The sequence below is a fragment of the Chitinophagaceae bacterium genome, assembly GCA_016717285.1.
Classification (GTDB): Bacteria; Bacteroidota; Bacteroidia; order Chitinophagales; family UBA10324; genus JACCZZ01.
Genome location: JADKFU010000005.1, coordinates 1,979,984 through 2,006,559 on the forward strand (window position 1 = coordinate 1,979,984; position 26,576 = coordinate 2,006,559).

The window sequence follows — 26,576 nt, forward strand, 5'->3', positions numbered from 1 at the left end:
AATTTGGTACGTCAAAAAACCAACTTATGGTATTCTTACGCCTAAATAATTCTTAATGGCTATTGCTGCGTTCGTTCCATTTGCAACAGCATTCACTACTTCTTCTCCTCCACTGACGGCATCTCCCGCCGCAAAATATTTTTTATTGCTTGTTTGAAAATGATCATTCACGGCAATCGTGCCGTTAGCGTTTAATTGTATTCCTTCAATTCTTTCAAGAAATCCGATTTGTTTCGATTGTCCCGTTGCTTTAATAACCCAATCGCAATCTTCAATAAACTCACTGCCTTCGATTGAAGAAGGCTTTCCATTTATAGTTTCTGTACGGATAAATTTAACTCCTGCAACTTTTCCATCTTTTCCCAATATCTCCATTGGTGCAACATTAAATATCCCTTTTACGCCAACTTCCTTCGCTAAATCATATTCAAACTCATATGCCGGTTTTTCCTCCTTACTCCGGCGATAAGCTAAAATAACCTCCGATGCTCCCATCCTCGCACTTTCACTTGCCGCATCCATGGCAGTGTTGCCGCCACCCAATACTATCACCTTTTCAGGCACAACTATTTTATGATGATTCATCCGTAAATGTTGCACGAACTCAACAGCTCCAAAAACATTCTCCAATTCTTCTCCTTTAATTTTTAAATCGGAAGTTCCTCCCAATCCTATACCTATAAAGATGGCAGCATAATTTTCCTCTAACAGTCTGATATCATTTCCAGAATCAATTGTCTTGCTGTAATGAACCGTATACCCGAATTGCTTTTGGAGATACTCCATTTCATCCAATGCTTCTTCGTTGGTAATCTTATAAGGTGCAACGCCATGCACGGTTAGACCGGAAGGATTTTCTTTTGCTTCAAAAATGTCCACTTCAAAACCATCTTGTCGCAACTCACAGGCACAACTGATACCTGCAGGGCCAGCGCCGATCACCGCGACTTTCATTCCGTTTGATTTTGGAATAGCATAAAATTTCTTATTACTTGAAATCGCTTTGCCGGTTGCGAAAGACTGTAGCCGTCCAATTTCAATTGGTTTTACATCTGTGTTGGTATAAACACAGGCTCCTTCACACAATTCAGAAGTCGGGCATACCTTGCCACATGCATAGCCAAAATAATTTGAGTTATAAATAGTTTTTGCAGCGCCCAATTCATTTTTGGAATTGATCTGACGAATGAATAACGGAATGTCAATTCCTGTCGGACATGCCTTTATACAAGGTGCATCATAACAAAACAAACAACGAGAGCTTTCATAATACGCTTCGGTCTGGCTCATCAATGGTTTGATCTGTGAAAAATTTTCAGAGAATGCTGCTTCGGAAGCTGGTCTTTTAAATTCAGACATGGTTGGTGTTTTATGAAATGCAGATCGTTATGATTTTTATGATTAATTAAGATCGTTAATCGGCGCAAATCATGCTCATCCTAAAAATCCGCGTTCTATTCAATTACAATTCAGTCATCTTCCCATAAGTCTCCGGCCTGCGATCTCTGAAGAACTGCCACGTAGAACGCACATCTTCAATCATGTCAAGATCAAACTCCGCTACAAGCAATTCATCCTTATCCTCAGATGCTGTGGCAAATATTTGTCCTCGTGGATCTACAAAATAAGAACTGCCGTAAAATTTACCCAGGTTCCAGGGCTTCTCTTCTCCGACTCTATTAATGCAACCCATGAAGTATCCATTCGCTGCAGCATGAGCAGGTTGTTCCAGCTTCCACAGGTATTGCGAAAGACCGGCGACTGTTGCAGAAGGATTATAAACGATCTCCGCTCCATTCAATCCAAGTATCCTCGCTCCTTCCGGAAAATGTCGATCATAACAAATATAAACGCCAACTTTTGCATACTGCGTTTCGAAAACAGGATACCCCAAATTGCCGGGTTTGAAGAAAAACTTTTCCCAGAAACCGGAGGTATGCGGAATATGATTCTTACGATACTTGCCCAAATATTTTCCATCCGCATCAATCACTGCTGCCGTGTTGTATAAAAATCCGGCTTGTTCTCTTTCATATACAGGAACAATAATTACCATCCTGTATTTTTTCGCGTATTCCTGCATAATTTCTACTGTTGGCCCGGGAACTGCTTCCGCAGAAGCATACCATTTACTGTCCTGGCCCTGGCAGAAATAAGGCGTGTTAAAAATCTCCTGAAGACATAAAATCTGTACGCCTTTTTTCCCTGCGTCCTCAATAAATGGAATGTGTTTCTGGACCATTGCATTTACAATCTCTTCAATGGTGCCCTCTCCTTCCGTCATCGGAAGAGACATTTGGATTAAGCCTGATTTTACTTTTCGAGCCATGGTGTTGGTTATGAATTATGAGTTTAGAGTTTAGGGTTATGAGTTTAGAATTATGAGCTTAGAGTTACACGTTTGTTTTTTTTTCAAACAATACCAGATTAGTCCTTCAAGTATCTCGATTTAGTTGTCAGAATGATGCTGCTTAATAGTTTTTTTTAGTTGATTGCAATGGTCTTCGGAAGCAAGTAATTTTTCTTTTTCAATGTATGAACTGTCAAATAGTAAATGAAGCCGGTACAAAGTTTCCCTCGCTTCTTTTAATGCAATGTTTAATTTAGGTACGAAGTCTCTTTTTGATTCACTTGAAATCGGTTCATTAATATTTGCCCCAATTGATGTTCCTGATCTCAGTAGTTGTTTTGATAATACAAATTCTCTCTTTTCACTTGACAACTCTTTATATAACTGAATTATAAGCAATGCAAAATCATATGATTTTCTTCCAACAATGCTGTCATTCCTTTTCACGTCACTCATAATTCTAAACTTTTAATTCTAAATTATCGGAGAAACTTTATTCCGCTTTACAAACTGTCCATAACCTTTATTGATTTTTACTGCTCCATTGTCAACTGCTATTTTTCCTCTCAATATTGTTGTATTGACTTTACCTTTTAATTCCCAGCCTTCATAAGCAGAGTAATCAACATTCATATGATGAGATTTTTCGGAAAGCACGTGCTTCTCTTCCGGATCAAAAATGATTAAGTCTGCATCACTTCCGATTCCGATGCTCCCTTTTTTAGGAAACATACCAAAGATTTTTGCAGCATTGGTGGATGTAACTTCCACAAATTTGTTCAATGAAATCTTTCCTTTATTCACGCCTTCTGAAAACAATAGTTCCATACGATGTTCAATAGCAGGATGTCCATTCGGGATTTTAGAGAAATCGTTTTCACCCATTTTCTTCTGCTCCCATTTAAACGGGCAATGATCTGTTGCTACCACCTGCACGGTTCCCTGGTTAATGGCAGACCACAATGCGGCCTGGTCCTTTTTCTCTCTTAAAGGCGGACTCATCACCCACTTGGCCCCATTGAAATTTTTCTCATACAAGGAAGCATCCAGCAACAGATACTGAATACAGGTTTCACCAAAAACTTTTTGATTGCGGAATCCTGCACGGCGTACGGCACTTACAGCGCCTTCGCAAGTCATGTGTACAATATATCCAGGACAACCGGTTTGAAAAATCATGTCAGTAAATCTTCCGGACGCTTCGCTCTCTGTAATCTCCGGCTGCGACAGGTAATGATAGAGCGGAGAAAGCTTTCCTTCTGATTTATGTTTTGCAATCAAAAAATCTATCATATCGCCATTGGTGGCATGAACGGTCACCATGCCACCGCATTTCTTCACCTCGTTCATCAGTCCAACCATCTGACGATCATCAATCATCAGCGCGCCTTTATAAGCCATAAATGTTTTAAACGAAGTAATGCCTTCGTCTTCTACCATTTCGTTGATTTCCTTTTTTGTTTCTTCATTGAAGTCTGTAACCGCCATGTGAAAAGAGTAATCGCCAAAGCAGTTTCCGTTGCTCCTGCTTTGCCAGGCTTCCAGTGCATGGTGCAATGATTTTCCCTGTGTTTGCAAAACAAAATCTATCACCATTGTAGTGCCGCCATGTAAAGCAGCCAATGTTCCGGTTTCATAATTATCGCTGGAAAATGTTCCCATAAATGGCATGTCAAGATGAACATGCGGATCAATGCCACCGGGAAAAATAAATTTCCCTTTCGCATCAATCACTTCATCAGCATTCATGCTGAGATTTTTCCCTATACAGGAAATGGTCTCACCTTCAACAAAAATATCAGCCACATAATCTTCAGATGCGGTGACCACCCTTCCGTTTTTTATTAAGATCGACATGCTGTTATTTATTAATTATTTTTTTCTTCATGCTAATATAGTAAACACCAAATGAAACCGCGAAGCCAACAAACCATGCATAATTGTACAGGTGGGCAATCCATGGATAAACTGATCCGGCATTTACTAACTTAATAGTGGTAAGAAAGCCGGGCACGTTAGGAACGATGCCGCAGAGAAGCGCAATAATCGCGGCCTGATTGTATCCGTTACCAAAACTGTAGAGACCATTTTTTGAATACAAATCATCCACTTCCAGATGCTGCCTTCTGATGAAATAATAATCAGCAATCATAATGCCTCCGACAGGACCCAGCAAGCTTGAATAGGCAATTAACCAGGTGAAGATGTATCCATTCGGATCAGCAATGAGTTTCCAGGGAAAGATGAGAATGCCGATAACGCCGGTGATATATCCTCCAAGCTTGAAATTAATTTTAGATGGAGCAAGATTTGAAAAATCATTCGCCGGACTTACAATATTAGCTGCAATGTTCGTCGCAAGCGTAGAAATGGCAACACAAATCATTGCAACACTCACAAGCGCTTTACCTTCAAATTTTCCAGCAAGCACCAGCGGATCCCATATCGTTTCTCCATAAATAATAAATGTTGCTGACGTCACCACTACTCCGATAAATGAAAAAATAGTCATGGCCGGTGGAAGGCCAATTGCCTGTCCCATTATTTGCGCGCGCTGACTTTTTGCATACCGTGTGAAGTCAGGAATGTTTAAAGAAAGCGTTGCCCAGAAACCCACCATGCCGGTGAGACCCGGAAAGAAAAAATTCCAGAATTCATTGTTGGTGGTAAACTTTGAAGGTTGTGAAAGAATAGGACCTAGTCCATGCCCCGCAGAAATAGCCCAGAACAATAGTGCAAGTGCAGCAATCGGAAGAAAGAATGCTTTGAACACCAATAATTTTTTTATGCTCTCCACTCCCAGGTACACCACGAACATATTTAACAGCCAAAAAAGAAAAAAAGTAATGGCAGGTCCGGTTTGTAAACCAAATGATTCCGGAAATAATGGAGGAAGATTTTCAAATGAAGGAATCCAGATTTTTATAAGGAGGTACATTGCAAACCCTCCGATCCATGTTTGAATGCCGAACCAGCCGCAGGCAACAATGGCCCTGAGCAAAGCAGGAACATTGGCTCCGCGCACACCGAAACTTGCACGTGCAAAAACAGGAAACGGAATGCCGTATTTAGCTCCGGCTCTGCCGTTTAATATCATTGGAATTAAGACAACAGTGTTACCAAGAAAAATAGTGAGGATAGCTTGCCACCAATTCATGCCGCCTTCAATTAATGAACTTGCGAGCATGTAGGTGGGAATACACAAACTCATGCTGATCCAAAGTGCTGCATAGTTCCACGTATTCCAACTCCGCTTGTCTATTGGAACTGGCGCGAGGTCTTCGCTATAAAGTGAAAGATCATGTTCGCTCATAGTTGGAAAAGCTAATTACAATATGCATCCGCTACCGTGAGCGCCTTTGAGATGATTTCAAGTCCTTCATCCACTTCTTCCTGAGTAATGCAAAGCGGAGGTGCAATGAAAATAAAATTCCAACGCACAAATGTGAACATGCCGAGTTCAGAAATTTTCGCTGCAACCTTATTCATGATTTCCATATCAGAAGGTCCGGCATTCCATGGAGCCATTGGTTCTTTTGTTTTCCTGTTCTTTACTACTTCGATGCAACCCAGCAATCCTGTATTTCTGAAATCCCCAATGCACGGATGATTTTGCTTCATCTTTTCCACTTGTTGCTCAATGTATGCGCCCATCTTCGCTGCATTCTCTATCAATCCTTCTTCTTCATAAATTTCAATCACTGCATTAGCCGCAGCACATGCAACGGCATGCGCAGAATAGGTTAATCCGATGGGAAGCGGTTTATCATCAAAGTGTTTAATCAGCTCTTCTTTAACTATCATTCCACCCATCGGAATATATCCGCTTGTAATTCCCTTTGCCATGCACAAAATATCAGGTACTACATCATGATGGTCTACACCAAACCATTTTCCGGTTCTGCCGAAGCCACTCATCACTTCATCTGCTATAGTAAGGATGCCATATTTTTTTGCAATCACTTCTACCTTTTTCCAATATCCGGGTGGATATTTAATACAACCAGACGAACCGCTTTCTCCTTCCATTAAAATAGCAGCGATGTATTGAGGACCTTCATACCTGATCACACGTTCCATGTGTGCTGCCGCATTTTCTGCACACTCTTCCGGCGTTTTACTATTCCACGGACAACGGTAGATATATGGATTTTCCACATGAATAATATTAGGTACCGCCTGGGAATCATGTGGAAGTCCCCGTGGATCGCCACCTGCTGACAGCGCGCCATACGTGGCACCGTGATAACTTTGAAAAAGTGAAATGATCTTGTGCCTTCCTGTATACATTCTCGCAAACTTGATTGCATTTTCTATAGCATCAGCACCACCATTGGTAAAAAATGTACGGTTTAATGTACCGGCTGTTATTTCAGAAAGCTTTTGCGAGAGCTTTCCTCGTGCTTCGGTAATCATTCCGGGATGCACATAACTCACTTCCTGCATCTGTTTCATAACCGCTTCCGCAACTTTTGGATGGCCATGCCCTATGTTTACGTTCATCAGTTGAGAAGAGAAATCAAGGATGCGTCTTCCACTTCTTTCATAAATATAAACACCCTTTGCACGCTCGATGCTCAATGGATTCAGTCCACTTTGTTTGCTCCAGGAGATGATGGTGTGTTCGAGGTTGGATTTTAGTATTTCGTTATTGGTCATTTTCGTCTGTGTTAGTCATTAGTCATTGAGCATTAGTCATTGTTCGTCATTGATTATTAGCACCAGATCCGATATGGTTGCTGCCCCTTCTATATCCATAAACTTTTAAACTTTCCCCAAAGTCGGGTTTATCATTTTAAGCTTAGTTATTTATTCTCAATTCTTTTTATTCGTTGGAACAGTACCTATGGATTTAATGTAATTGTTCAGCATTTTTCCTATGATATTAATGTCATTTGTGAAAGAATTAAATTCAGCATCATCAATTAGTTTTCTATTGTGAGCCTTTGTTATCCAGGTTTTAGTTTCAAACAATGAGCCCCTCGAATAATAACTGAAATTTTTGTTTTCCAAATAATGAAATCTGCCAAATCCTTCACTCAAATTTGCAGCTACTGAATCAGCTGCCCTCACTAATTGCTTACCGATGGTAGTTCTTTCAAAGTAGTTCCATTTCCCAGTGATCTCCCAAATCTTTTCTCCAAGTTCCATTGAAAGATTATAAACATTGAATTCTTCCAAACTTTTCATTTCCTAAAATGATTTTTATATGAATACAAAACAAGCAAGCACTTTACAATTAACTAATAACAACCACAAAAGATCACCATACTAAATGACACAATGACTCAATGACCAATGACCAATGACTATAATGACTAATACCCAACGTCAACTCATCCAATTCACCTTCCCTTCCGGATTCCATTTCACGGTTGTCTTCTTCAGCTTGGTCCAGAATTCAATAGAGCTTTTTCCGGTAATGTCGCATACGCCGAATTTACTTTCGTTCCAACCACCGAATGAAAATGGTTCCCGTGGAACAGGAACACCTACATTCACGCCAATCATTCCGGCACTTGCACGTTCCATCACTTGTCTGGCGATGCCACCACTTTGCGTGAATACCGATGCAGCATTTCCATAGTTCGAATTGTTTTCAATGTTGAGGGCTTCATCAAGATTATTTGCACGGATAATTGCGAGCACCGGACCGAACACTTCTTCTTTTGCAATGGCCATGTCAGCAGTTACATGATCGATAACTGTCGGACCCACATAAAAGCCTTCTTCATTGCCTGGCACTTTATAGTTTCTTCCATCCACCAAAACAACAGCACCAGCTTTTTCGGCTTCTGTGATATACCGCTCTATTCTTTCCTTCGCTTCCTTGCTGATTACACTTCCAAGGTTCTTACCAGGAATTATTTTTTTCGCTTCCTCACAAATCTTGTCAATGATGAGCTCAATTTGTCCAACCGCTACCATTGCACTTGCAGCCATGCAACGCTGTCCGGCACAACCACTCATGCTGGCTGTTACGTTAGAAGCCGTCATATCAGGATGGGCATCCGGCATCACGATCAAATGATTTTTTGCACCACCTAAGGCAACGCATCTTTTCAGATTACCTGTTGAACGTTTGTAAACAATCTTCGCAACTTTTGTTGAGCCGACAAACGATACCGCTTCAATATCCGGATGGTCACAAATTGCTTCTACAATTTCACGATCGCCATTTACAATATTGAACACACCATCAGGCAGGCCTGCTTCTTTTAATAATTCAGCAATCTTATTAGAAGAAATAGGAACCTGCTCAGAAGGTTTTAATATCATGCAATTGCCAAGAGCAATCGCATTGGGTATCGTCCAGTGCGGAACCATGTTCGGAAAATTAAAAGGGGCAATAGAAGCGACAACACCGAGTGGTTTATGTTCCACTCTGCACTCCACCCCTTTACTCACCTCTAATAATTCCCCTGAAATTAACTGTGGCAATGAACAGGCAAACTCAGTGAGTTCAATACTCTTTTCTACTTCAGCTCTCGCTTCATCCAGTGTTTTTCCATTCTCTTCATGAACAAGGTTCGCCAGTTCATTCATACTTCTTTCAAGCAATGTTTTATACCTGAAAAATATTTGCACGCGTTCCTTTATAGGAATTGCGCTCCATGCTGGAAATGCTTGCTTTGCGGCTTTTACTGCTTCATCCAAATTTTGCGCTGATGACAGCGGAACCGTGGAGATCACTTTTCCTGATAAGGGAGAAAGAATATCCAATGTCTTCTGCGTGCCGTTCGTAAACTTTCCGCCTATATAATTTTTTACTTCCGGATATCTTAAGGTGACTGTTGTCATGGAGTTAAATTTATCTCCATAAATGTAGAAAAAGAAGTGGTTTCAATGGCTTAATGGCACGTTATATAGCGTTCACGCCGAGGTATATTTTACAGGTATTCTTACTGAACACTTCTTTGGAGCCATCACCGGCATTCAATTATTTATCTATAAACTGAAAGAGTGTTTTCTCCTGCAGAAACGCCGGGCAGGTTGGGAAAAGTGACGATCAAAACTATATGTCAGGTCATGCAACACTGCTTTGAAGCGGAAAATTATTTGTGCTTAGCATCTTCTTTGTAAATCAATTTTTCTTTCATCAATCTGATCATTGCATGATGGGTTGGTACCAACACTGCAGCTATGCAGACTAAAATCAGGAGCATAAGCACAGGAGTATTGTTGGTCAACTCTTCCAATAACGGATGTGTGAGCAATGTGATGAACTCGAAAAAGATAAGCAAGGCCAACAATCCCGCGAATTCTATAAAGCGCGGCTTTGTTTTCCGCCTCGAAAGCAGCATTACGAAAGTAAATAGCGTGATGATAAAAACTCCAATGCCAAGTATTTGAATGTTATGTTGACGCTCATTCATTTGACGTAATTTCTCATCTGCCATTTCCTGTTGCCGAAGCTGTTCGGCAAAACTCAATGCCTGAACCTTCTTCACCTTCGCCTCATCAAACATGATATCTTTAAAGGCTATTGCCATTTTATAATAGTGAAAGGCACTGTCATTCACTTTGTTGAATTCATACATTTCTGATAAGCGTATGCTTGCATTCATAATATTCAAAGGATTAGTTGCAGATCTCCCTGCCGCAAGCGATTTCCTTGCATATAGAATGCTGGAATCCGACTGCGCTTCCCTTTTAAAAATATTCGACATACCTAAATAGGTTTCGCTAAGTATTTTAAAGTCGCTGATGGCAGTTGAATAGGGAATACTCAACCGGTAATAGTTCATTGCCAGGCTATCGTTTTCAAGCTTCGAATGAATATTACCCAGATTATTTAAAATACCATCCAGATTGGTGTCATCCCTGGTGCGAATCGCCAATTGATAGGCTTCGTTCTCAAAGAGGAGTGCAGAATCGAGCACATTCAGTTTCTCATAACAATCGCCGATATTAAGAAGCGCGATCTGTAACCTGTCATCTCTTTTTATTGATTCAAAAATAGCTTTGGATTTAAGATAATATTCAAGTCCTTTCCGGTAATCTTCTTGCTCGGTATACACGATTCCAATCACATTCATGCTTTTTGCGGCTCCCAAATGATCATTCATATTCTCCTGCATTTCCAATGACTTCAGCAATTGTTCCAGTGCCGGTACGTAATTGCCGGTTATCCAAAGCGTAACGCCTATCTCATAAATACAACGCGCCTCTCCTTTCGGAAACTCAATCAACTGTGAAAGTGCCAATCCCTTTCTTGCATAAATAAAGCTTGAATCCGGGTGCGAAAAATCAAAAGCATCACTTAAATCTGCGTAAATAAAAATTTTAGAAGAGTCACTTCCTGCAGCATTGAGTTGTCGCTTGATGCTGTCAATTTCCGGACTGGAAGCATGAACATAGATTGTACAAAGTAGTGTTGCTAAAAAAAGGGGTAGTGTTTTCATGAAGCAATAAAGTATGGCAATTTATCTGAAACAAAGTAACCTATCGTAAAGGTAATGCGGCATGCATTCACTGTTTTCCGCAGAGATTTTCACATGCCGTTACTAATACTATTGTCAGGAATAGAAAAGGACTCCATTTCTGTAAAAGAAATCGCCTGTTAAGCAGGAAAGCAGTATGGAATACCATGTCCGCTGAAGACAACCCATTCATTTTATGCTCCAAATACTGTGAAGCAATCCAGCTCGCAAAAAAAATCTGAAATTACGAACGCATAGCAAATGGCTATCAATATGTTTTATCTCCCAAATCAATTGAGCCGTCACTTTTTAATGTTCATAGGAGTGAGATCATCCATTAACCGTTTCAGGATACGTCCTATTTTTCCTTTTGCTTTGTTGGGATCAATAGCGATACCATCAACGCCTTCAGCAAAAACGGAATAGGTAAATCCATCGCGCGACAAGGCATTTGCTTCCGCTTTAATCGCTGTTAAAGCAGCTTTAATTTCAGCGGCGCTCATGTTTACATCGTCTTCAGCAGAACGTTTTGACCCCATCATTCCGCCGCTTTCTACCAGTTTAATTTTGCTCATATGTGTGCAGTTTTCCATCCATGTTTTACAGCTTTCTCCTCCAGACTTCCGGTTCCGAAAATTTTTGCAGCCTGCCGGACCGTTGCCTTTTTCGCATCTTCAAAAGTAGAATCATAACGGAGCTCCTTTGTCAGGGCTTCGTACCATATCTTTCCCGCTTTCTTCCAGGCAAATCCGCCGATATTCATAGCCGTAACGTAAAAAGCATAATTGGGAATTCCTGAATTCCAATGAACACCTCCCCAATCATCAGCATCCGTATACTGGAGTTTCATATAATCTTTCATTGTTGCCGGCTGCGGATCGTCACCCCAATATGGATGACCGATATAAGCAGTTCCCGGCGCTTTCAGACTGCGAAGAGCATATTCACTTCCTAACATGGTATGAGCGCCAATAAGCCAATCGGATTGCTTGACATTCAGATTCATTGCGCGTTGCTTAATCAGTATACCAAATATATCGGCGTAAGCTTCATTGAGAGCACCAGGCTGAAACTCATAGGCAAAATTAGCAGTGAATTGTATCAATGCATGTGTTATTTCATGCCCGATAATATCAAGATCAGAAGTAAAACTCTTGAAAGTTTTTCCATCACCATCACCAAAAATCATTTGCTTTCCGTCCCACATTGCATTCCCATATCGCTTTCCGTAATGAATGGTATTCTTGAAAGGCATACCATGTGCATCCAATGAATCACGTTTGTACAGATCGTAATAAAATTTCCAGCAATGATAAATGCCATTATAAGCTTTGGTGGCATCAGGATCGTCATATCGTCCGTTTTTCGGCCTTTCAATCAATTTGCCGGGAAGGTCATATCCATGCCTGCAATCATACAGGTGAATGACAGGTTTAGGATTTTTTTTATTTTTTGATTTCGTAGCGTCTTTTACCGGTACCGCTCCTGCCAGTAAACGCTGCGCATGAGGGGGCAACGTTGCGAGAAATTCACGGTCGGCCTTGATACGATTGGTATGAAACATTTCCGTCAGCCGCTCTGTTTCGCTCTTATCCGTATTTGTCTGATGCATCTTTTTCATGATGTATGGTGGCATGATACATTGCATGGGATTGAAACGGGAGTTGCACATCAGTTGGCGGGACGTTATATCAGAATAACGACGAGTAAAATTAAAAAGTTAATTTAATTATAATGGAAAAACAACGACTGCGTAGCAAATTACTTAAGGCAGGTTTTTATCAACAGCCATAATTGAGATAAGACAGGAAGCTGATCTCATTTTTTCTTTGAAGCCTCTCTGAGCAAATCCTCCTTCATTCTGTATTTAACAATTTTGCTGATCAGTGAAGTTGGCAGCGGCTGATCAATTGGAAATTGAATGGCACCTTTCGAAGTCTTAAACTTCACCAATTCATCTTTAAAAACCCTGATGGGAGAAGATGTAGGATAAAAGCCGATATGATTTTTATAACCGGCAAAATAAACCAACACACCATTTTGCCTGTATGCCGGCATATTATAGCTGATGATTTCCGTAGCAGAGGAACTTGCTTTCATAATGACAGAGCGGATGTGTTGCAAGACTTGCTGCGTCTCCTTCGGAAAAGCTGCTATATAACTGTCAACACTTTCATATCGTTTACCCGTTGCGTTTTTCATTTAATTTGACTGTAGTTTAAACACGTTGTTCTACGCCTGCCTTAACTTTTCAATGTCCAGCTTATTCATTTGCATAAACGCCTCCGTAACTCTTTTTGCTCTTGAAGGGTCACTCATTAATTCAGCCATATCAGTTGGCACAATCTGCCAGGAAACACCAAATTTATCTTTAAGCCAGCCACACCTGCTTTCCTCGCCTTCAGCTGTGAAAGCATTCCAGTAATAGTCAATTTCCTCTTGCGTATCACAGTTCACAACAAATGAAACGGCTTCATTAAATTGAAATTCAGGTCCGCCATTCAATCCCATAAATTTCGATCCGTTAACTTCAAAAGTTACCACCAATGGATTTTCAGCAGTAATTTTTGAATCCTTAAATACTGAGCAGTAAAATTCCGCTGCTGCTTTAGCCTGTCCGTTAAACCACAAGCAGGTAACTATTGTTTTTGACATATGATTTGAATTAAGGATTGATTAAAAATAGTTTACTAAACAATTTAAGCTTTTCTCAATGCATTTATTCATTGTAAATCTTTGTTCTTGATTTCTATTTGAACCCGCAAATGTTTATTTGCAAATTAAATAAAAAATAAAATGACGGTAACCAATGAGTTTCCTATGGACAGAATTAGCAGGCAAATCCTATACACTTCCTATTTCCTGCTCCTTCACTCTGTTACTTTTGTTTTTCATCCAATCGTCGTAAGTCATTTCAAATTTAATTTCTCCTTTTCCATGTATACCAATTTCTGACCAACCTGCTTTTCTATAAAATTTTTCCGCTCTTGTTCCTGGTGCAGTACCGAGCCACACCTTATCTTTTGTCTGTGCAAAATACCAGTCAAGCATTACCTCATGAAGTTGTCTGCCTATAGCCTGTTTTTCAAATGCCGGTAATATAAAGAGTGCCCAGATATTGTTGTCCTTTAAATCTACGATTGAAAACCCCACAATTTGATGATCAATTTCACAAACCCAACCTTTCCCTCTTTCTGTCAAAAAAACTTTGCAGTCGTCATCCGTCACGAGTTCCGGATCAGAAAGCATATTTTCTTTTACAGCATTTCGGACAAATTGAATCTGCCTGATGTCGTAGATTTTCGCTTCCCTGATGATCATGTTTTGAAAAGTTAATTAAAGCGAACCGAACAATATCACCTGTCCACTAATTTAATCCATTCCTTAAGCACTCTTCTTAATGCCTTTTCTTTTGCTTTTACATCTTTCAAATCAGAAAAGTTTACCAGTCGTCGCCCATCTGTGTAATCGCCTTCAAATATTCCTGTTAGGTCATTTATGATTGCACCACTTGGAAATACAAGCAAGAGTTTGTTTTTACGAAGATTCATTACTGCAATATCGCGTTTATATTCCCTGGGGTCGAAAGGTTTCATTTCACCCGTATAATAAAAAGCCGGCGAATTCCATTTTATCTGCTCCCCGATTTCGTTGTGAGTATTTAAAATAATTTGCCTGACGGTTTCTGCCAAATCCGACAATGACGGATCAAGCTTTTGGATTAATTCCGTCACTTGTTCATGATCGGTTAATTTATTTTCCTTCTTCATTTCTTTAAATTAATTCTCAATTCATCCGCGATTATGGTCTATCTCTCCCGACAAATCTGCATCTCCCCAATAAAAATTCTATTGCTTTACTAACATTTCTATCGATGCTTTCTTCAGATCTTAAATGTGAAATATAGCGTACAATTTCATGCTGTAAAGAGGGCCTTAAGCCATCAAAGATGGCTTTGGCTTTCTTGTTTTGTGTTAATGCTTTAATAAATTTGGGATGCGGCTGAACAACTCTTGCCTCAGGGTCAAAAGCTACAGTCAGCTCTATGATTTCACCGATACGTTTAGGCGAATTTTTTAGCATTTTCATATTAATATATAATCGCCACGCACCTCTGAATTTTACCAGCGTTTGCTGATAAGGTTTGTCGTTGAGTGTCCCTTTAATTCGTATGGGTCCCTTGTCTATACCTGCTTGTTTAAAAAGATCTTTCAAAACTTTGTCAGGCAAAAGCACATGTGGATTAATACCTATAATTTCTATTCTGGCTTTTAGCTTTTGTCTTTTCAAAATTAATTCGTTTGTTGAGATTATTTCTTATTGTTGACAATGACAGCTAAAACACCAGGGATAAATGAAAACAATTGATTGCAGGCATACACATTAATTTTCCTGCCCGTGAAATGTTAGCGTTTCAAAATAATCTTTCAATTCAAGCGCTCTTGCCTTCACTATTTCACATGACCTTGCTGCTGCCACCACTCTCCACATCGTTCCCTGCATGTTGTAATGCATGGTTGCAGAGAATTCAAACTCCTTGTCGCGGTATTTCAACCATTGCCTTTGCGCGACCTTGAACTTTTCTTTCTCATCAGCATTTAGTGTATCGATGAGGAGGTGATAATACTTATTCATCTCCACATCCCATTCATCACGAGCCAATGCCTCGCAATGCATCATTCCATAAGTAGTATAGTTGGAATCAACTTCCAAACACTCCTTCAACCGGATGTCAATCGGGTTTTGCACTTGCTCATTGGACTGTCCTGAAACCCGGATCGCGCAACATGCCAAAATCAGACAGCAATGAAATAGTGTTTTTATCACATTATGAATGTTTCACTTCTTGTTTGTTTTGCCTGAAGTTTTTTCCTTGGCGTTAGTTGTCTTTTTAACCTTCATAGATGGAGGTCTTGCATGACGTGGTTGATACACAGCGATTTTTCCACCACCAGGCAAAGTCAATTGCGTTATGAGTCCCCAACCCTGGTTTTGTATTTTACTGCAGGTAATATTTTGTTGCTTCATGCCTGCTACAAATACTTCAATGTCATCGCACATCAAGTACAATTCCTGCAGTCCATTCTTTGCTGCGGGATGAACTGCCAATTCTGACGGTGGCAAACCAAAGATCAGCCAGCCGTCGCCCACATCTACATTCGTTAATTTCATTACATCGCGAAAAAAATCACGATCCGCATCCGGCTTCTTGCTGTAGATAATAAAATGTGCACCGTTGATCATAGCTGAATTTTGTCAGTTAATTTAAATTCTTTGTCACCAATTATTACTTCCGGTTCTTTCTTACCATTAATTTTTTAGAAAATTCTTTTGGAAATGCAAATACAACAAACAAAATGCAATAGAAAAATATGGCGGCAGCCACAGAAAAAAAGCAAACAAAAAAGGTCAGGAGCGTATAAATGATGCTATAAGCGTACATCAATCTAAAGCCATTGAACACTTCTCTACTGCCTTCTTCAATAAGATGTTTATTGAATGGATAAGCACAGATACCATATGCCGCCACCGACATCATAAAATAATTGAAGCCAAAGAAAGCCAGCGCTGTATTTGATTCACTTTCAAAATACTCAGCGAGAACTGCTGTAGGGAAAGGAGTAAACGTTACGACAAGTAATACAAATCCGTTTACCCACATGAGTTTACTGTCCGTCTTTTTTATGTACTCAAATACGAGGTGATGGTTGATCCAACAGATCAGGATTGTTAAAAATCCCATGGCAAAAGCCAGGAAAGACTGCCAATGATTGAGCAAGAGCCCTGGTAATCCGCCTTCACTGTGCGGATACATCGTTTGGATAAGTTCCAGGATCAGCAATGTAATAGCAATAGCAAAAACACCATCACTGAATGCTTCTAAGCGGGAAGTCTCTTTTAAGTTGCTTTGAGCATCATTCGTTTGATCATTCATTGCCGGTATACTTTTCAGGTTTTTAATGGTCCTTTTTTGGACCAACCTATTCAGGTACATAAAAGTAATAAGCATCCGATTATTCTCGTAATCCTTCAAACATTTAAGCCCGATAGTTCACCTTTGGTGCAAGCTTCCGTATACCGGATACAATCTCTGTATCCCACCTTGTCATTTATCGCTTTGCACCGGTTTTTCTTTGTCTAATAATAATATGCATAGTCGTATGTCCAGATAAATTGTGGCTTATTGTCTCTATCGTATTCTATTTTCTGTGTTCGTTCTCCTTTGTCGTTGTAGTAAATAGTCTCAGTATTGGTTTTTGCCTTAGCGGTAAATCCATAATAAGTTGTTTTTTGATTTCCTTGCTTATCGGTCCTGGTAACACTTTCATTGGTATGATGAGGCACGAAAAAAGCATCCATTTTTAATACTTGCCCCGTCTCATTTTTTTCATATTCGTAAACATAAATTCTCTTCATGTCTCGTTGTCCATCAAAAAAATCAAACTCAACTTGTTGAATTAATAACCCTGTTGTGTCATAAGTATATTCATACTCCGCAAAGTTTTCGTCTTTGTCATCTGAAAGTCGTTTGCCAATAATATTCCCCTGGTTGTCGTAAGTATAGAAACATTTATATTTATCGTTGTCCTTTGACATAAAAGGAAGTGTTTCTCCTTTGTTGTAATAATAAGTATCTCCGTCCATCCATTTTTTTAAAAATTTATTATACCAGATTTCCATTTTTAAACTTGAGTCCTTATTCAGTTTATAAATTCGTAAGTCAGTTGTGTCACCTTTGGAACCAAAGAAAAGTGTAGTACTTAATTCCCCATTCATATAATATTCCCGTTTAGACTTCATCCATTTTGCTTCTTTATATTTGGTTGTGTCAGCCCATGCTCTCCATTCGATGATCGATTTAATTTTCGGAAGCTTAGGAAATTCCGGATCGTCAAAACTTGCAAGCAACATAACTGCTAATAATCCAAATAGAAATATCAGCTTGGTTATCTTCATACTATCGGTGCTAACAATCCGTCGTGGAATAAATAATCTAACACAGTCAATCCCAAAATACTTCTCTGAAAATAAGATGCTCTAAAAAAAATCAGAAGCCATATATACCTGACAAACAAGGCTATGCTATGTTCCTCAAAATGTGCTGTCATGCCGCCCACAGAATCCTCCGGAAAATAAATGCAGCATGACAGCACATGAAGACCATTTGATAGCGTCTATTTCTTTTTTAACGCCATTCATTTATTTCTTCCACTCCGGCAATCTTCCAGGCGTATAAGGCGCTCCGTTTTTTTCAAGTGTGGTTTCCACTTTTTTAATTTCTTCATCAATGGATTTTAATTCGGGAAGCAGGTTGGCAAATTGCTTTGAAGCGATGTCGAAGCTCTGAATGGCCGTTTGCGTGGGCGCTGAAGTGGCCGTCCACAGTGAGCCTTCGATGGTACTGATGCGCCCGTTGATGGAAGGCGGCGTTTCAAACTCGCGCCTGGCAAGGCTTGCATCACCATTCATTTTTATATCGACTGTGTTAAGGCGTCTTTCCACTGCATGCACCTGTGCGGTAATGGAATCCTGCGGCAGTTGTGCATCGATGATGGCTGACTTGATAAATTTTATTTTATTCACCAGCTCGCCACGATAAGTGTCTGCAGCTCCTGTTGCTCTTCGCAGATCGCTCACTTTCTTAGAGAATGCTGTGAGTGCTTTTGTATCTGTGGCAGGAAGCGAAGCAGCATTGAGGGATTTGATGACGAAGGGTTGTGCCGGCACCAGCTCTGTGATTTTACCGTCTTCAAATTTGCTGAGAGAAACTTTATACGTGCCGGCCATGGCAAGATGCCCTGTTTCAGGCACATCATATGGATTAGTAGGGTCTGGTGTATTGAAGTTCACAGGGCCAGGTGATGCATAACGCATGTCCCAGGTGATGCGGCTCAGTCCTTTCTTTGCTGCAGTTTTTATTTTTCTCACAATACTTCCTGCATCATCGGTAATCGTGAACAGCAGGTAAGGATCGGGATACTGATCTTCCAAATGGATGGAATCAGCGGAAGGATAATAAACAGGTTCTATCTTTTCTATTCTTTGTTTCTCCATTTCCTGGCGCTTTTCCTTCAGTGTGGTGAGATCTTCCTTCAGGTAGTACGTGAACACGGCACCCACTTTAGGATTTGGCGCGGAATAATAGCTTTCTCCCTGGAAACCTTTTTGCGGTCCGCCTGCTGCAGTAGTGTTCTCAATAAACATCCATGCATCTTTGATAGGAGCAATAAAGGCGTCTTTGTCAAGGTCTTCTTTCTTAATAGTTCTAAGTGGAGTGTAATCGTCAAGGATATAATATCCGCGCCCGAATGTTGCCAGCACCAAATCGTTTTCACGGGTTTGAATAGCAAGGTCGCGAACAGCTATAGTGGGCAGACCACTTTTTAGCTGTGTCCATTTTTTTCCGCCATCGATGGTGAAAAACACTCCGAACTCAGTACCAACAAAAAGCAGGTCCTTGTTTACATGGTCTTCTGCAATAGTATAAACACTGCCGCGCTCAGGAAGATTGGATTGTATGGGCGACCATGTCATTCCTCCATCAGCACTTCTGTACACAAACGGTTTAAAATTTCCGTAGCGGTGATGATTGAAGGTGGCGTAGAAAACATTTTTATCATGCTGCGATGCAATGATCTGATTTACATACGTGCGCTCAGGAACTCCTGCAATGTTATCCACCTTCGACCAGGATTTGCCTCCGTCTTTTGTGACTTGAATAAGCCCGTCATCGGTTCCTGCTAAGAGATGGTTCTCATCAAAATAACTTTCGGCAATGGAAACTATCTGGCCATAGAAATCAGTGGATGAATTTTTTGCAACGGCATCCATGCTCCAGACTTTTCCCATCACAGGTAATTTATTACGGTCGATCTGCCGCGACAAGTCACCACTGATAGCTGTCCATGAATTGCCCATATCGTCGGTGCGGAATAATTTATTGGCTCCGCAATAAAGGCGTGTGTGCAGATGCGTGGAGATGAGCAAAGGAGCATCCCAGTTCCAGCGAAGGGCAGGTTCATTCTCACCTTCAACCGGGCGGATGTCCACTATTTCTCCACTCTTTTTATCAAAGCGTGCAAGGCCACCATATTGGGATTGAGGATAAACGATGTCGGGGTTTTCGGGATCAATTTGTGTCTCATAACCATCACCGCCAAGTGTAAATATCCAATCGGCATTCGTGATGCCGTTTGCACTTAGGGTGCGGGATGGTGCTCCAAGGCTGTTATTATCCTGTGTGCCACCATATACCCAATAAAATGGAAGTGAGTTGTCGACGGCTACTTTATAAAACTGCGCGATCGGAAGGTTTGCTTTGAATTCCCAGTTCGCACCGAAGTCGTATGTTTCATACACTCCCCCATCACATCCTACAAGAAGATGCCTGGTATCCTTCTCATCAATCCATAGCGCGTGATTGTCTACATGCTTATTCTTTTCACCAATTTTAGAAAATGATTTTCCACCATCTCTTGAAACCATTACCCAGAAGTCGACATAAAAAACCCTGTCAACATCTTTGGGATCACAGAAAATTTCCTGGTAATAATTTCCCGCCGTTACGTTATCACTCATCTTGTCCCAGCTTGCTCCGCGGTTGGTAGACCGGAACACTCCCCCTTTTTTATCTGCTGCTTCCACGATGGCGTAGATGTAATCAGGATTTGCTGGCGAGATGGCAAGTCCGATTCTGCCTTTGTCAACTTCGGGCAAACCTTTCTTCAGGGTTTCCCAGGTTACGCCACCATCTGTGCTTTTATAAATGTTTGATTCAGGACCTCCGCTGATATAAGTGTATACCTGCCGCCTGCGCTGATGTGCCGTTGCATAAAGTACATTGCTGTTGCGCGGGTCCATGTGTATTTCGTTGAACCCTGTGTTCTCGCTCACGGATAAAACCTGCTTCCATGTTTTTCCTCCATCCGTGGTTTTGTAGATTCCGCGATCACCGCCGGCACTCCACAACGGACCATATGCAGCAACATACACGATATCGGAATTTTTGGGGTCGATCACAATCATCCCGATGTGTTCGGAATTTTTCAAGCCCATATTTTTCCATGATTTTCCACCGTCTTCTGATTTATAAACGCCGTCACCATAGGCAACGCTTCGCTGGTTATTATTTTCTCCTGTACCCACCCATACTATATTCGGGTTGTTGGGATCGATGCGCACACAGCCGATCGAGTAAGAACCTTCTTTTTCAAAAACGGGTGTATAAGTAATTCCATGGTTAGCAGTTTTCCATACGCCGCCTGAGGCAGCGGCTACATAATATTCATTGGAATTATTTGGGTTCACCGCAAAATCCACTACACGACCGGATGTTTTAGCAGTGCCGATGCTGCGGAAAGTGAGCCCGCTAAAGGTTTCTGTTTTCCAGGGATCTTTATTTTCAGAAACTGTTTCTTTCTTTTTCGAGTCGGCTGATTTTTTATTCTGGGCGATGATCGGCGACGCAAACAACATTGCAGCAAACGTGAAGTGCAGGAAAATTTTTTTCATAAACGGATTGGGTTTCGGTTTGGAATGAGAACGAAAATGCAAAATAAGGTAATTGAAGTCTTTAAAGAAGAAGATATGCAGGCATTCATCACATCATTTTCGGCGTACACTGATTCAGCAGCGACATGCGCCAAATTAAATGCGACAAATAATTTTTCATTTCAGCTTGCACTAAGGTGATTGCGGCAATTGATTATGACGGAGTCAAAGCAATAATTGACTTTAAATTCCGGGAATGATGGATCAGAAAGCGGATTGAAAATCCAGGTGCTCAACAGCACAGTGAGGGAAATAATTTGAATTTCCATTTGTGTGCAGACTTCATTCTTCATCCAAAAAAACAATAGTGTTTATCTTCTTCAACAAGTTTACAAAATTCATTTACTGTCTTAACGGTTGGCATTGGTGTGTAACTGTGCCACTTTAAATCTGCTCTCATCCAGAAAACTTTCCAATGATTTTTTGCTTTCACAAAAGTTGTCTTGGCAATTGGTGATGCTCTTTTCTCACTCGGCTTTTCAAACTTCGGCCTGATTTCGAACACAAAAATATCCTGGTTTTCAATCTTATATCCTAAGTCAAGTTGCGCTCTGATATGTTCCGGCGGTCTTTTCCTTGCAATGAAATTTTCCATTGCTTCAATTACATCTAACGTTTGTAGAGCATCAATCGCCATTGCTTAAAATAGACGAGTTTGCGTTTCTATCTTCGGGTGAAAAGTTCCGATGATGATAAATGGATTTGGTGCAACGTTGTGATACTGTTGTGTTGTTCCCAAAAAGAAATGAAGGTCTTTTGTCTTTGCGAAATCATCAAAGTATTTTTTCCTGACATCAGCCACAGCATTTTCTTCGTTGCCTTCGTGCCTTGCAAGACATTTCCAAAACAGTTGTCCTGTTTCCCAATCTTCAATCATCATTTGACTTTTCTTTCCTTGATTGTCAGTGAAAATATATGAAAACTTAAAGGGTAGTTTCTGTACTACTTCAAATTTCCCTTCTGCATTCGCTTCAAAGAGATTCAACTGATTCAACTTTGCAAGTTTGCCCTTGTCCCATGCTCTTTCTACTGCCTCAACTGTAAAATCTAAAATCTCTGCAGGCTTAAAAACAGCAAGCGAAGTGCAAACATTTTTGTCTTTTGCTTCTGCAATCAACTCTGAAAGATTGTAATAGATTTTCCCTAAAGCGATCTGTTTTCGTTCTCTCCAATTGCCTGCTGTATCAAGGTGTCCAACAATTTTTATTTCGCTATCGTGTGAATGCGGCCGGAAGCTTTCTGGTCTGAAATCCGAATCGTTTTTTACCATATCAACTTCAATCCAATCGTATTTCCTGTACTGTTCGTTGTAGGATCTTTTTCTAAACGGAACCGGATAAATTCTTATCCATGTTCCGTCTTCACGGAAACCTGCTGTGCAGACCAGTTCATCATATTTTGCTGAAAGAGTCGGGTAGGTTTTTACAGCAATTAAAACTTTTGTTAAAGCCATCGGCTAAATATGTTTTACTTCATAAAGGAAATCAGGATGTTTTTCAATGGCTTCCGCTAAATGTTTGCGGTGGCACTGGCAAATATTCGCTTCAAAGCAAGTCAAAGCAATTCGTTGGTGTTGTTTTAACAGGTTCAAAATTTCATGCTGCGACCTGGTTGTTTTACTCAGATTGTCTTTACGATAAACAGAGAATAGATTGTCATAATCAGTTTGAGAGTTCAACTCTTGTCGTTGGTCCGACGTAATTCCAACTTCAGGAAAGTGAAGATATTGTATTCCGAGACTTTCACAATATTTTTTCAGTTGACTTTTGCTGAATCCGTACTTCATGCTCAACGGATTATTGCGGACGTCAACTAAAATCTTCACATCATTTTTCAGCAAGCGAACCAGATATTCTTCCAACGAAATTCCTTCGTAGCCAATCGTAAATAAAATGGTCTTGTTAGATTTTGCTTTTGCATTATTCACTTTCTCCAATTCAGCCTGGCTCAGAATATTTTCGGCAGCTTCGCTTCGTATGGCATAAAACGGATAGTTCAGGTAAGTGTGCCTCATTAAAGCTGTTTCGCTCATGCTTCCATATTTATATTTCACTTCGAGCAACAACTTCCTGTCAATTTCTTTCAGTTGCTTTATATAATCAATTGCATCATTCCTTTCAAAATGATTTTCACCTTCTTTCAGAAAACCCCTCGTAACCATTGCTGTCATATCGGCATTGGCAGAATAGGAGTAGCAACCGAAGCGATACGGAACAAAATCATAATCTGTTTTGGTTTGCTGCTGAGTGAAAAGAAAAAGAAGTTTTTGTAACCGGATTTTCTCAAGCTGTCCATCAAACAATTGAAGCAATGACAATATTATTTTCCGTCTGTAAAACACATTGTAAAGTTAGAATTTTTAAGAGCGGTTTCCGGTGAAATTTTGTTTTGTTTCAATTTGCCTGTGTTCGCAGGGTGCAACCGTGTCTGTTCATCCGCACCAATTCATACATTGAAGTTGACTCGTTGGCGCAGATTTGTAATCCTTGTCTACTGAGCCAAGCGATTTTTAATCCTGCGCTGATTACTATAATTGATTATGACGGAGTCAACGCAATAATTGACCTTATATTCCGGGAATGATGGATCAGATAAACGGATTGAAAATCTCAATCGATCGGGAGTAAAAAAATCCAGACCAGCGCAGTTGCATATCCGGACCAACTGGGGGAAAAAAATTCATAAGCGTATTAATTTGGGTTTGGAATGGAAAGCAAAATACAATGTATGTAAATTGAATTATTTAAAGAAGCATTGAATCGCAGTGTTAACTAAATTGTTTCGGCATGTATGTAAATAATACTGACGTATGATCGCTTAATTGCGACAAGTTAAATTTCCAGATGAAGCTTTGCAGAACAAGTTTGCAGAAACATCTACAAGAGAATTTACGTGTTTTCCACCCCATATCGAATTGCCGCTTCAAGTATATCCATGTTTATATTTTTCAGGGATTTGAACTTAATGCAATAACCACTCACGCTTGCTTTGCCGATTTTTTTTCCATAAGTGAGGGCTAAGTATTTCTTATCTTCAAGTCCAAGGATATAGACCGAGATTCCGGTTGTGTTTGCGCTCATACCAATCTGATAAAACTCCCTGGTTTTTCCATCAGCATATTTCATGGTCTGCAATCCATATCCAATATTAGGATTAGCAACCGTTTTATTCTCACTGTCTTTCCCATCCAGGAACCATAATTTACAGGCTGGCATTACCTGCAGAATGTTATTATGCAACGCTTGCATGTCGCTGCGCTTTGGCTCAGGTTGGCTGTTAATATAATTTTTGATTTCTTCTTGTATGCTCATAAAAATCTACGAAGCCCTGTTAGCCGATCGTTGTTTTTCGTTTGTTGGTTCATAGTAAAGAGTTACAATGTTTTAAAGTCTGTCATTTTTTTACGGTGTCGTCTTTTAAGCTGACCGATAAAGTAGGAAGCTACACGCAGGTGCGGATTGCGGGCGATTTCCTGTCAAGCCGAAAAGCTGCCCGAGCGGAAAGATACCCACCGAAAACCACTGCTGCCGGACTCGCGGGTAGCAGATGTTAGCGGTTCGTTGCTTTTGTACCCGAAGCCTCAAATCAGTATTTTTCATTGACTGCCGAAGGGGTTCCATTTATTCTCAAATAGATTTTCAGTTTGTTTATCTTGGTCTGTATAGCTGGTAAAGGTTTTTCCATCGTAACGAAACAAACTAGTGTTCCTCGTACCCACCCAAATATTTCCCGTTCTATCTTCCAAAATAGACCATACACTATTATTGATTAATCCGTCGTTTGCTGTAAAACGAGTAAAAGATTTACCATCGTAACAACTAAGTCCATCGCCACCAAACCAAATGTTTCCTTTTTTATCTTCTATCATTCGGGCAACCACATTGCCCGACAAACCATCTTTTTTTGTAAAAGTTGTAAATGATTTTCCATCATAACGGTAGACTCCATCCCAATTGCTGAACCAAATATTTCCATTTTTGTCTTGCAATTGAGGAAAGGCCCAATTGCGTTCTCTTAGTGGACTGTCTTCATATAGTTTCTTTAGTTCAAATTTAGTTACAGATTTTCCATCGTAACGATACACTCCATCGTGACACCGTCCTCCAAACCAAAAGTTACCTTCATTATCTTCTAAAACTTTTTCTATTTTCATAATACAATATTCTATGTCATTAGGTACTTTGAAAAGTTAAATGATTTGCCATCATATTCATAAATACCAATACTAGTTGCAAACCATAGTTTTCCGCTCTTGTCCTGCATAATACTCCATACATAGTATTTACTACTTAGTGTATCATTTGGTAAAGCGATTTGAATTTTAGAAAATTTATTATCATCGTAAAGACAAACACCATCGTCTGTACCTATCCAAATCTTACCACTTTGATCTTCTAAAATGCAAAAAACAGTATTGCTGTTCAATCCATTTGACGTTGTGAATTGAGTGAACGATTTTCCGTCATACTTATAAACACCGTCTCCTGTGGTTCCGAACCAAAGGTTACCGGCTTTGTCCTGCAGGCTACTATTAACATTGTTGCCTTTATCTTTTAGTGAGCCCAGATTTCTTACAAGTTTTGGTTGTCCATCAGCTATTATTTTTAATTCACTTACCTTTTCTTTTGGTAAGTCATTTTTGACTTGTCTGTTGCAGGAAGTGCAAAAAATTATTATTGTCAGAAAAGTAAAAAATTGCATTTGGGAGAAATATTTTTCATTATTAAAATTGTCTTTAATGTTCTAAACGAATGATGGTTTCGCTTCATTTAACCACTGAACCGCCAATTTCTTGTAGGTGCTGTTATGCGCTGCCTTGCTGTTCGTCCGAAGCGCAACTGTTTGAAGTCCACAGAGAAGTTTGTTAGAAGCAAGGAACCCTATCATTTTTGAGTTACTGTCTTCGGTGAAAAAAACGCTAATTGTTTTTCCATCTTCCTAATCGCTTCATCCCTCTTGTAAATAACCAAGAGAAGAATTTTGAGTGTCCGCCTTCCATCATTTTTTGTTTGTTCAATTCCTGAAATTCTTTTACATCATTTCCTTTATAAGTGAATTCACCTTTTTCGTAGCAATAAGAACAATACATTTTGCTGATGCTCCCATCGGCATTTGTTCCTCCACCTTTTGGGTCTCGTTTTAAAGGCATTCCACATGATTGGCAATTTTTAAATTCGTTTGTCATACTAATTTGTTTTTTGCTATTTGTTTATGTTAACACACTGTTCAATCGGAGCGATTAAGGTTGCCGA

General features: G+C 40.1%; 28 protein-coding genes. All 28 read right to left on the bottom strand.

Features of this window, described 5'->3' with window-relative positions:
• Positions 1 to 24 precede the first annotated feature (24 nt).
• A complete protein-coding gene (locus IPO83_17740) occupies positions 25 to 1,359 on the bottom strand; it encodes an FAD-dependent oxidoreductase (GenBank protein ID MBK9733098.1) in 1,335 nt (444 codons plus the stop codon).
• A 103-nt stretch (positions 1,360 to 1,462) separates the two neighbouring features.
• Positions 1,463 to 2,329, bottom strand: a complete 867-nt coding sequence (locus IPO83_17745) for an acyltransferase (GenBank protein ID MBK9733099.1) — start codon at positions 2,327 to 2,329, stop codon at positions 1,463 to 1,465.
• A 120-nt stretch (positions 2,330 to 2,449) separates the two neighbouring features.
• Positions 2,450 to 2,806, bottom strand: a complete 357-nt coding sequence (locus IPO83_17750) for a four helix bundle protein (GenBank protein ID MBK9733100.1) — start codon at positions 2,804 to 2,806, stop codon at positions 2,450 to 2,452.
• An 18-nt stretch (positions 2,807 to 2,824) separates the two neighbouring features.
• Positions 2,825 to 4,207, bottom strand: coding sequence for a dihydropyrimidinase (gene hydA, locus IPO83_17755; GenBank protein MBK9733101.1), 1,383 nt, complete (start codon positions 4,205 to 4,207; stop codon positions 2,825 to 2,827).
• Between the two features lie 4 nt (positions 4,208 to 4,211).
• Positions 4,212 to 5,663, bottom strand: a complete 1,452-nt coding sequence (locus IPO83_17760; protein ID MBK9733102.1) for an NCS1 family nucleobase:cation symporter-1 — start codon at positions 5,661 to 5,663, stop codon at positions 4,212 to 4,214.
• A gap of 11 nt (positions 5,664 to 5,674) precedes the next feature.
• Complete coding sequence (locus IPO83_17765; protein ID MBK9733103.1) at positions 5,675 to 7,009, bottom strand: aminotransferase class III-fold pyridoxal phosphate-dependent enzyme; 1,335 nt, start codon at positions 7,007 to 7,009, stop codon at positions 5,675 to 5,677.
• Positions 7,010 to 7,165: 156 nt separating this feature from the next.
• Positions 7,166 to 7,540, bottom strand: coding sequence for a four helix bundle protein (locus IPO83_17770; protein MBK9733104.1), 375 nt, complete (start codon positions 7,538 to 7,540; stop codon positions 7,166 to 7,168).
• A gap of 141 nt (positions 7,541 to 7,681) precedes the next feature.
• On the bottom strand, positions 7,682 to 9,151 hold the full coding sequence (locus IPO83_17775) for a CoA-acylating methylmalonate-semialdehyde dehydrogenase (GenBank protein ID MBK9733105.1): 1,470 nt from the start codon (positions 9,149 to 9,151) through the stop codon (positions 7,682 to 7,684).
• 254 nt (positions 9,152 to 9,405) lie between these two features.
• Positions 9,406 to 10,755: a tetratricopeptide repeat protein gene (locus IPO83_17780; GenBank protein MBK9733106.1), complete on the bottom strand. Its 1,350-nt coding sequence runs from the start codon at positions 10,753 to 10,755 to the stop codon at positions 9,406 to 9,408.
• A 320-nt stretch (positions 10,756 to 11,075) separates the two neighbouring features.
• On the bottom strand, positions 11,076 to 11,348 hold the full coding sequence (locus IPO83_17785) for a hypothetical protein (GenBank protein ID MBK9733107.1): 273 nt from the start codon (positions 11,346 to 11,348) through the stop codon (positions 11,076 to 11,078).
• Entirely contained in the window at positions 11,345 to 12,409 is a 1,065-nt protein-coding gene (locus IPO83_17790; protein MBK9733108.1) for a M4 family metallopeptidase, read from the bottom strand. The genes IPO83_17785 and IPO83_17790 overlap by 4 nt, the downstream gene beginning before the upstream one ends.
• Positions 12,410 to 12,591: 182 nt before the next feature.
• A complete protein-coding gene (locus IPO83_17795) occupies positions 12,592 to 12,975 on the bottom strand; it encodes a DUF1801 domain-containing protein (protein MBK9733109.1) in 384 nt (127 codons plus the stop codon).
• Between the two features lie 30 nt (positions 12,976 to 13,005).
• Positions 13,006 to 13,428, bottom strand: a complete 423-nt coding sequence (locus tag IPO83_17800; protein MBK9733110.1) for a VOC family protein — start codon at positions 13,426 to 13,428, stop codon at positions 13,006 to 13,008.
• A gap of 189 nt (positions 13,429 to 13,617) precedes the next feature.
• The gene (locus IPO83_17805; GenBank protein ID MBK9733111.1) at positions 13,618 to 14,094 is read right to left on the bottom strand and encodes a GNAT family N-acetyltransferase; all 477 of its coding nucleotides are present in this window, start codon (positions 14,092 to 14,094) and stop codon (positions 13,618 to 13,620) included.
• Between the two features lie 35 nt (positions 14,095 to 14,129).
• Positions 14,130 to 14,543, bottom strand: coding sequence for a DUF1801 domain-containing protein (locus IPO83_17810; protein ID MBK9733112.1), 414 nt, complete (start codon positions 14,541 to 14,543; stop codon positions 14,130 to 14,132).
• A 31-nt stretch (positions 14,544 to 14,574) separates the two neighbouring features.
• Positions 14,575 to 15,063 carry a YdeI/OmpD-associated family protein gene (locus IPO83_17815; GenBank protein ID MBK9733113.1) on the bottom strand — a complete coding sequence of 163 codons (489 nt, stop codon included), beginning with the start codon at positions 15,061 to 15,063 and terminating at the stop codon, positions 14,575 to 14,577.
• A 93-nt stretch (positions 15,064 to 15,156) separates the two neighbouring features.
• Entirely contained in the window at positions 15,157 to 15,522 is a 366-nt protein-coding gene (locus IPO83_17820) for a DUF1311 domain-containing protein (protein MBK9733114.1), read from the bottom strand.
• 90 nt (positions 15,523 to 15,612) lie between these two features.
• A complete protein-coding gene (locus IPO83_17825) occupies positions 15,613 to 16,017 on the bottom strand; it encodes an extradiol dioxygenase (GenBank protein ID MBK9733115.1) in 405 nt (134 codons plus the stop codon).
• A gap of 43 nt (positions 16,018 to 16,060) precedes the next feature.
• The gene (locus tag IPO83_17830; GenBank protein ID MBK9733116.1) at positions 16,061 to 16,708 is read right to left on the bottom strand and encodes a DUF1211 domain-containing protein; all 648 of its coding nucleotides are present in this window, start codon (positions 16,706 to 16,708) and stop codon (positions 16,061 to 16,063) included.
• A gap of 203 nt (positions 16,709 to 16,911) precedes the next feature.
• Positions 16,912 to 17,730, bottom strand: a complete 819-nt coding sequence (locus IPO83_17835; GenBank protein ID MBK9733117.1) for a hypothetical protein — start codon at positions 17,728 to 17,730, stop codon at positions 16,912 to 16,914.
• A 243-nt stretch (positions 17,731 to 17,973) separates the two neighbouring features.
• Positions 17,974 to 21,249, bottom strand: coding sequence for a glycosyl hydrolase (locus tag IPO83_17840; protein ID MBK9733118.1), 3,276 nt, complete (start codon positions 21,247 to 21,249; stop codon positions 17,974 to 17,976).
• Between the two features lie 364 nt (positions 21,250 to 21,613).
• Positions 21,614 to 21,961, bottom strand: coding sequence for a DUF3024 domain-containing protein (locus IPO83_17845; GenBank protein MBK9733119.1), 348 nt, complete (start codon positions 21,959 to 21,961; stop codon positions 21,614 to 21,616).
• A gap of 3 nt (positions 21,962 to 21,964) precedes the next feature.
• Positions 21,965 to 22,777: a hypothetical protein gene (locus IPO83_17850; GenBank protein ID MBK9733120.1), complete on the bottom strand. Its 813-nt coding sequence runs from the start codon at positions 22,775 to 22,777 to the stop codon at positions 21,965 to 21,967.
• A gap of 3 nt (positions 22,778 to 22,780) precedes the next feature.
• Positions 22,781 to 23,665, bottom strand: a complete 885-nt coding sequence (locus IPO83_17855) for a DUF488 domain-containing protein (GenBank protein ID MBK9733121.1) — start codon at positions 23,663 to 23,665, stop codon at positions 22,781 to 22,783.
• A 547-nt stretch (positions 23,666 to 24,212) separates the two neighbouring features.
• A complete protein-coding gene (locus tag IPO83_17860; GenBank protein ID MBK9733122.1) occupies positions 24,213 to 24,635 on the bottom strand; it encodes a DUF1801 domain-containing protein in 423 nt (140 codons plus the stop codon).
• Positions 24,636 to 24,919: 284 nt separating this feature from the next.
• Complete coding sequence (locus IPO83_17865; protein ID MBK9733123.1) at positions 24,920 to 25,477, bottom strand: hypothetical protein; 558 nt, start codon at positions 25,475 to 25,477, stop codon at positions 24,920 to 24,922.
• An 11-nt stretch (positions 25,478 to 25,488) separates the two neighbouring features.
• Positions 25,489 to 26,025, bottom strand: coding sequence for a hypothetical protein (locus tag IPO83_17870; GenBank protein ID MBK9733124.1), 537 nt, complete (start codon positions 26,023 to 26,025; stop codon positions 25,489 to 25,491).
• A gap of 217 nt (positions 26,026 to 26,242) precedes the next feature.
• Positions 26,243 to 26,509, bottom strand: a complete 267-nt coding sequence (locus IPO83_17875) for a zinc ribbon domain-containing protein (protein ID MBK9733125.1) — start codon at positions 26,507 to 26,509, stop codon at positions 26,243 to 26,245.
• Between the last annotated feature and the right edge of the window lie 67 nt (positions 26,510 to 26,576).

Excerpts from the sequence above, each read along its gene's own strand:
- IPO83_17765 (MBK9733103.1), bottom strand. The coding sequence starts at position 7,009 with ATGACCAATAACGAAATACTAAAATCCAACCTCGAACACACCATCATC.
- IPO83_17845 (MBK9733119.1), bottom strand. The coding sequence starts at position 21,961 with ATGGCGATTGATGCTCTACAAACGTTAGATGTAATTGAAGCAATGGAA.
- IPO83_17805 (MBK9733111.1), bottom strand. The coding sequence starts at position 14,094 with ATGATCATCAGGGAAGCGAAAATCTACGACATCAGGCAGATTCAATTT.
- IPO83_17840 (MBK9733118.1), bottom strand. The coding sequence starts at position 21,249 with ATGTTGTTTGCGTCGCCGATCATCGCCCAGAATAAAAAATCAGCCGAC.
- IPO83_17870 (MBK9733124.1), bottom strand. The coding sequence starts at position 26,025 with ATGCAATTTTTTACTTTTCTGACAATAATAATTTTTTGCACTTCCTGC.
- hydA (MBK9733101.1), bottom strand. The coding sequence starts at position 4,207 with ATGTCGATCTTAATAAAAAACGGAAGGGTGGTCACCGCATCTGAAGAT.
- IPO83_17830 (MBK9733116.1), bottom strand. The coding sequence starts at position 16,708 with ATGAATGATCAAACGAATGATGCTCAAAGCAACTTAAAAGAGACTTCC.
- IPO83_17750 (MBK9733100.1), bottom strand. The coding sequence starts at position 2,806 with ATGAGTGACGTGAAAAGGAATGACAGCATTGTTGGAAGAAAATCATAT.
- IPO83_17875 (MBK9733125.1), bottom strand. The coding sequence starts at position 26,509 with ATGACAAACGAATTTAAAAATTGCCAATCATGTGGAATGCCTTTAAAA.
- IPO83_17740 (MBK9733098.1), bottom strand. The coding sequence starts at position 1,359 with ATGTCTGAATTTAAAAGACCAGCTTCCGAAGCAGCATTCTCTGAAAAT.
- IPO83_17785 (MBK9733107.1), bottom strand. The coding sequence starts at position 11,348 with ATGAGCAAAATTAAACTGGTAGAAAGCGGCGGAATGATGGGGTCAAAA.
- IPO83_17800 (MBK9733110.1), bottom strand. The coding sequence starts at position 13,428 with ATGTCAAAAACAATAGTTACCTGCTTGTGGTTTAACGGACAGGCTAAA.
- IPO83_17835 (MBK9733117.1), bottom strand. The coding sequence starts at position 17,730 with ATGAAGATAACCAAGCTGATATTTCTATTTGGATTATTAGCAGTTATG.
- IPO83_17850 (MBK9733120.1), bottom strand. The coding sequence starts at position 22,777 with ATGGCTTTAACAAAAGTTTTAATTGCTGTAAAAACCTACCCGACTCTT.
- IPO83_17770 (MBK9733104.1), bottom strand. The coding sequence starts at position 7,540 with ATGAAAAGTTTGGAAGAATTCAATGTTTATAATCTTTCAATGGAACTT.
- IPO83_17760 (MBK9733102.1), bottom strand. The coding sequence starts at position 5,663 with ATGAGCGAACATGATCTTTCACTTTATAGCGAAGACCTCGCGCCAGTT.
- IPO83_17745 (MBK9733099.1), bottom strand. The coding sequence starts at position 2,329 with ATGGCTCGAAAAGTAAAATCAGGCTTAATCCAAATGTCTCTTCCGATG.
- IPO83_17825 (MBK9733115.1), bottom strand. The coding sequence starts at position 16,017 with ATGATCAACGGTGCACATTTTATTATCTACAGCAAGAAGCCGGATGCG.
- IPO83_17860 (MBK9733122.1), bottom strand. The coding sequence starts at position 24,635 with ATGAGCATACAAGAAGAAATCAAAAATTATATTAACAGCCAACCTGAG.
- IPO83_17780 (MBK9733106.1), bottom strand. The coding sequence starts at position 10,755 with ATGAAAACACTACCCCTTTTTTTAGCAACACTACTTTGTACAATCTAT.
- IPO83_17865 (MBK9733123.1), bottom strand. The coding sequence starts at position 25,477 with ATGAAAATAGAAAAAGTTTTAGAAGATAATGAAGGTAACTTTTGGTTT.
- IPO83_17790 (MBK9733108.1), bottom strand. The coding sequence starts at position 12,409 with ATGCCACCATACATCATGAAAAAGATGCATCAGACAAATACGGATAAG.
- IPO83_17795 (MBK9733109.1), bottom strand. The coding sequence starts at position 12,975 with ATGAAAAACGCAACGGGTAAACGATATGAAAGTGTTGACAGTTATATA.
- IPO83_17775 (MBK9733105.1), bottom strand. The coding sequence starts at position 9,151 with ATGACAACAGTCACCTTAAGATATCCGGAAGTAAAAAATTATATAGGC.
- IPO83_17810 (MBK9733112.1), bottom strand. The coding sequence starts at position 14,543 with ATGAAGAAGGAAAATAAATTAACCGATCATGAACAAGTGACGGAATTA.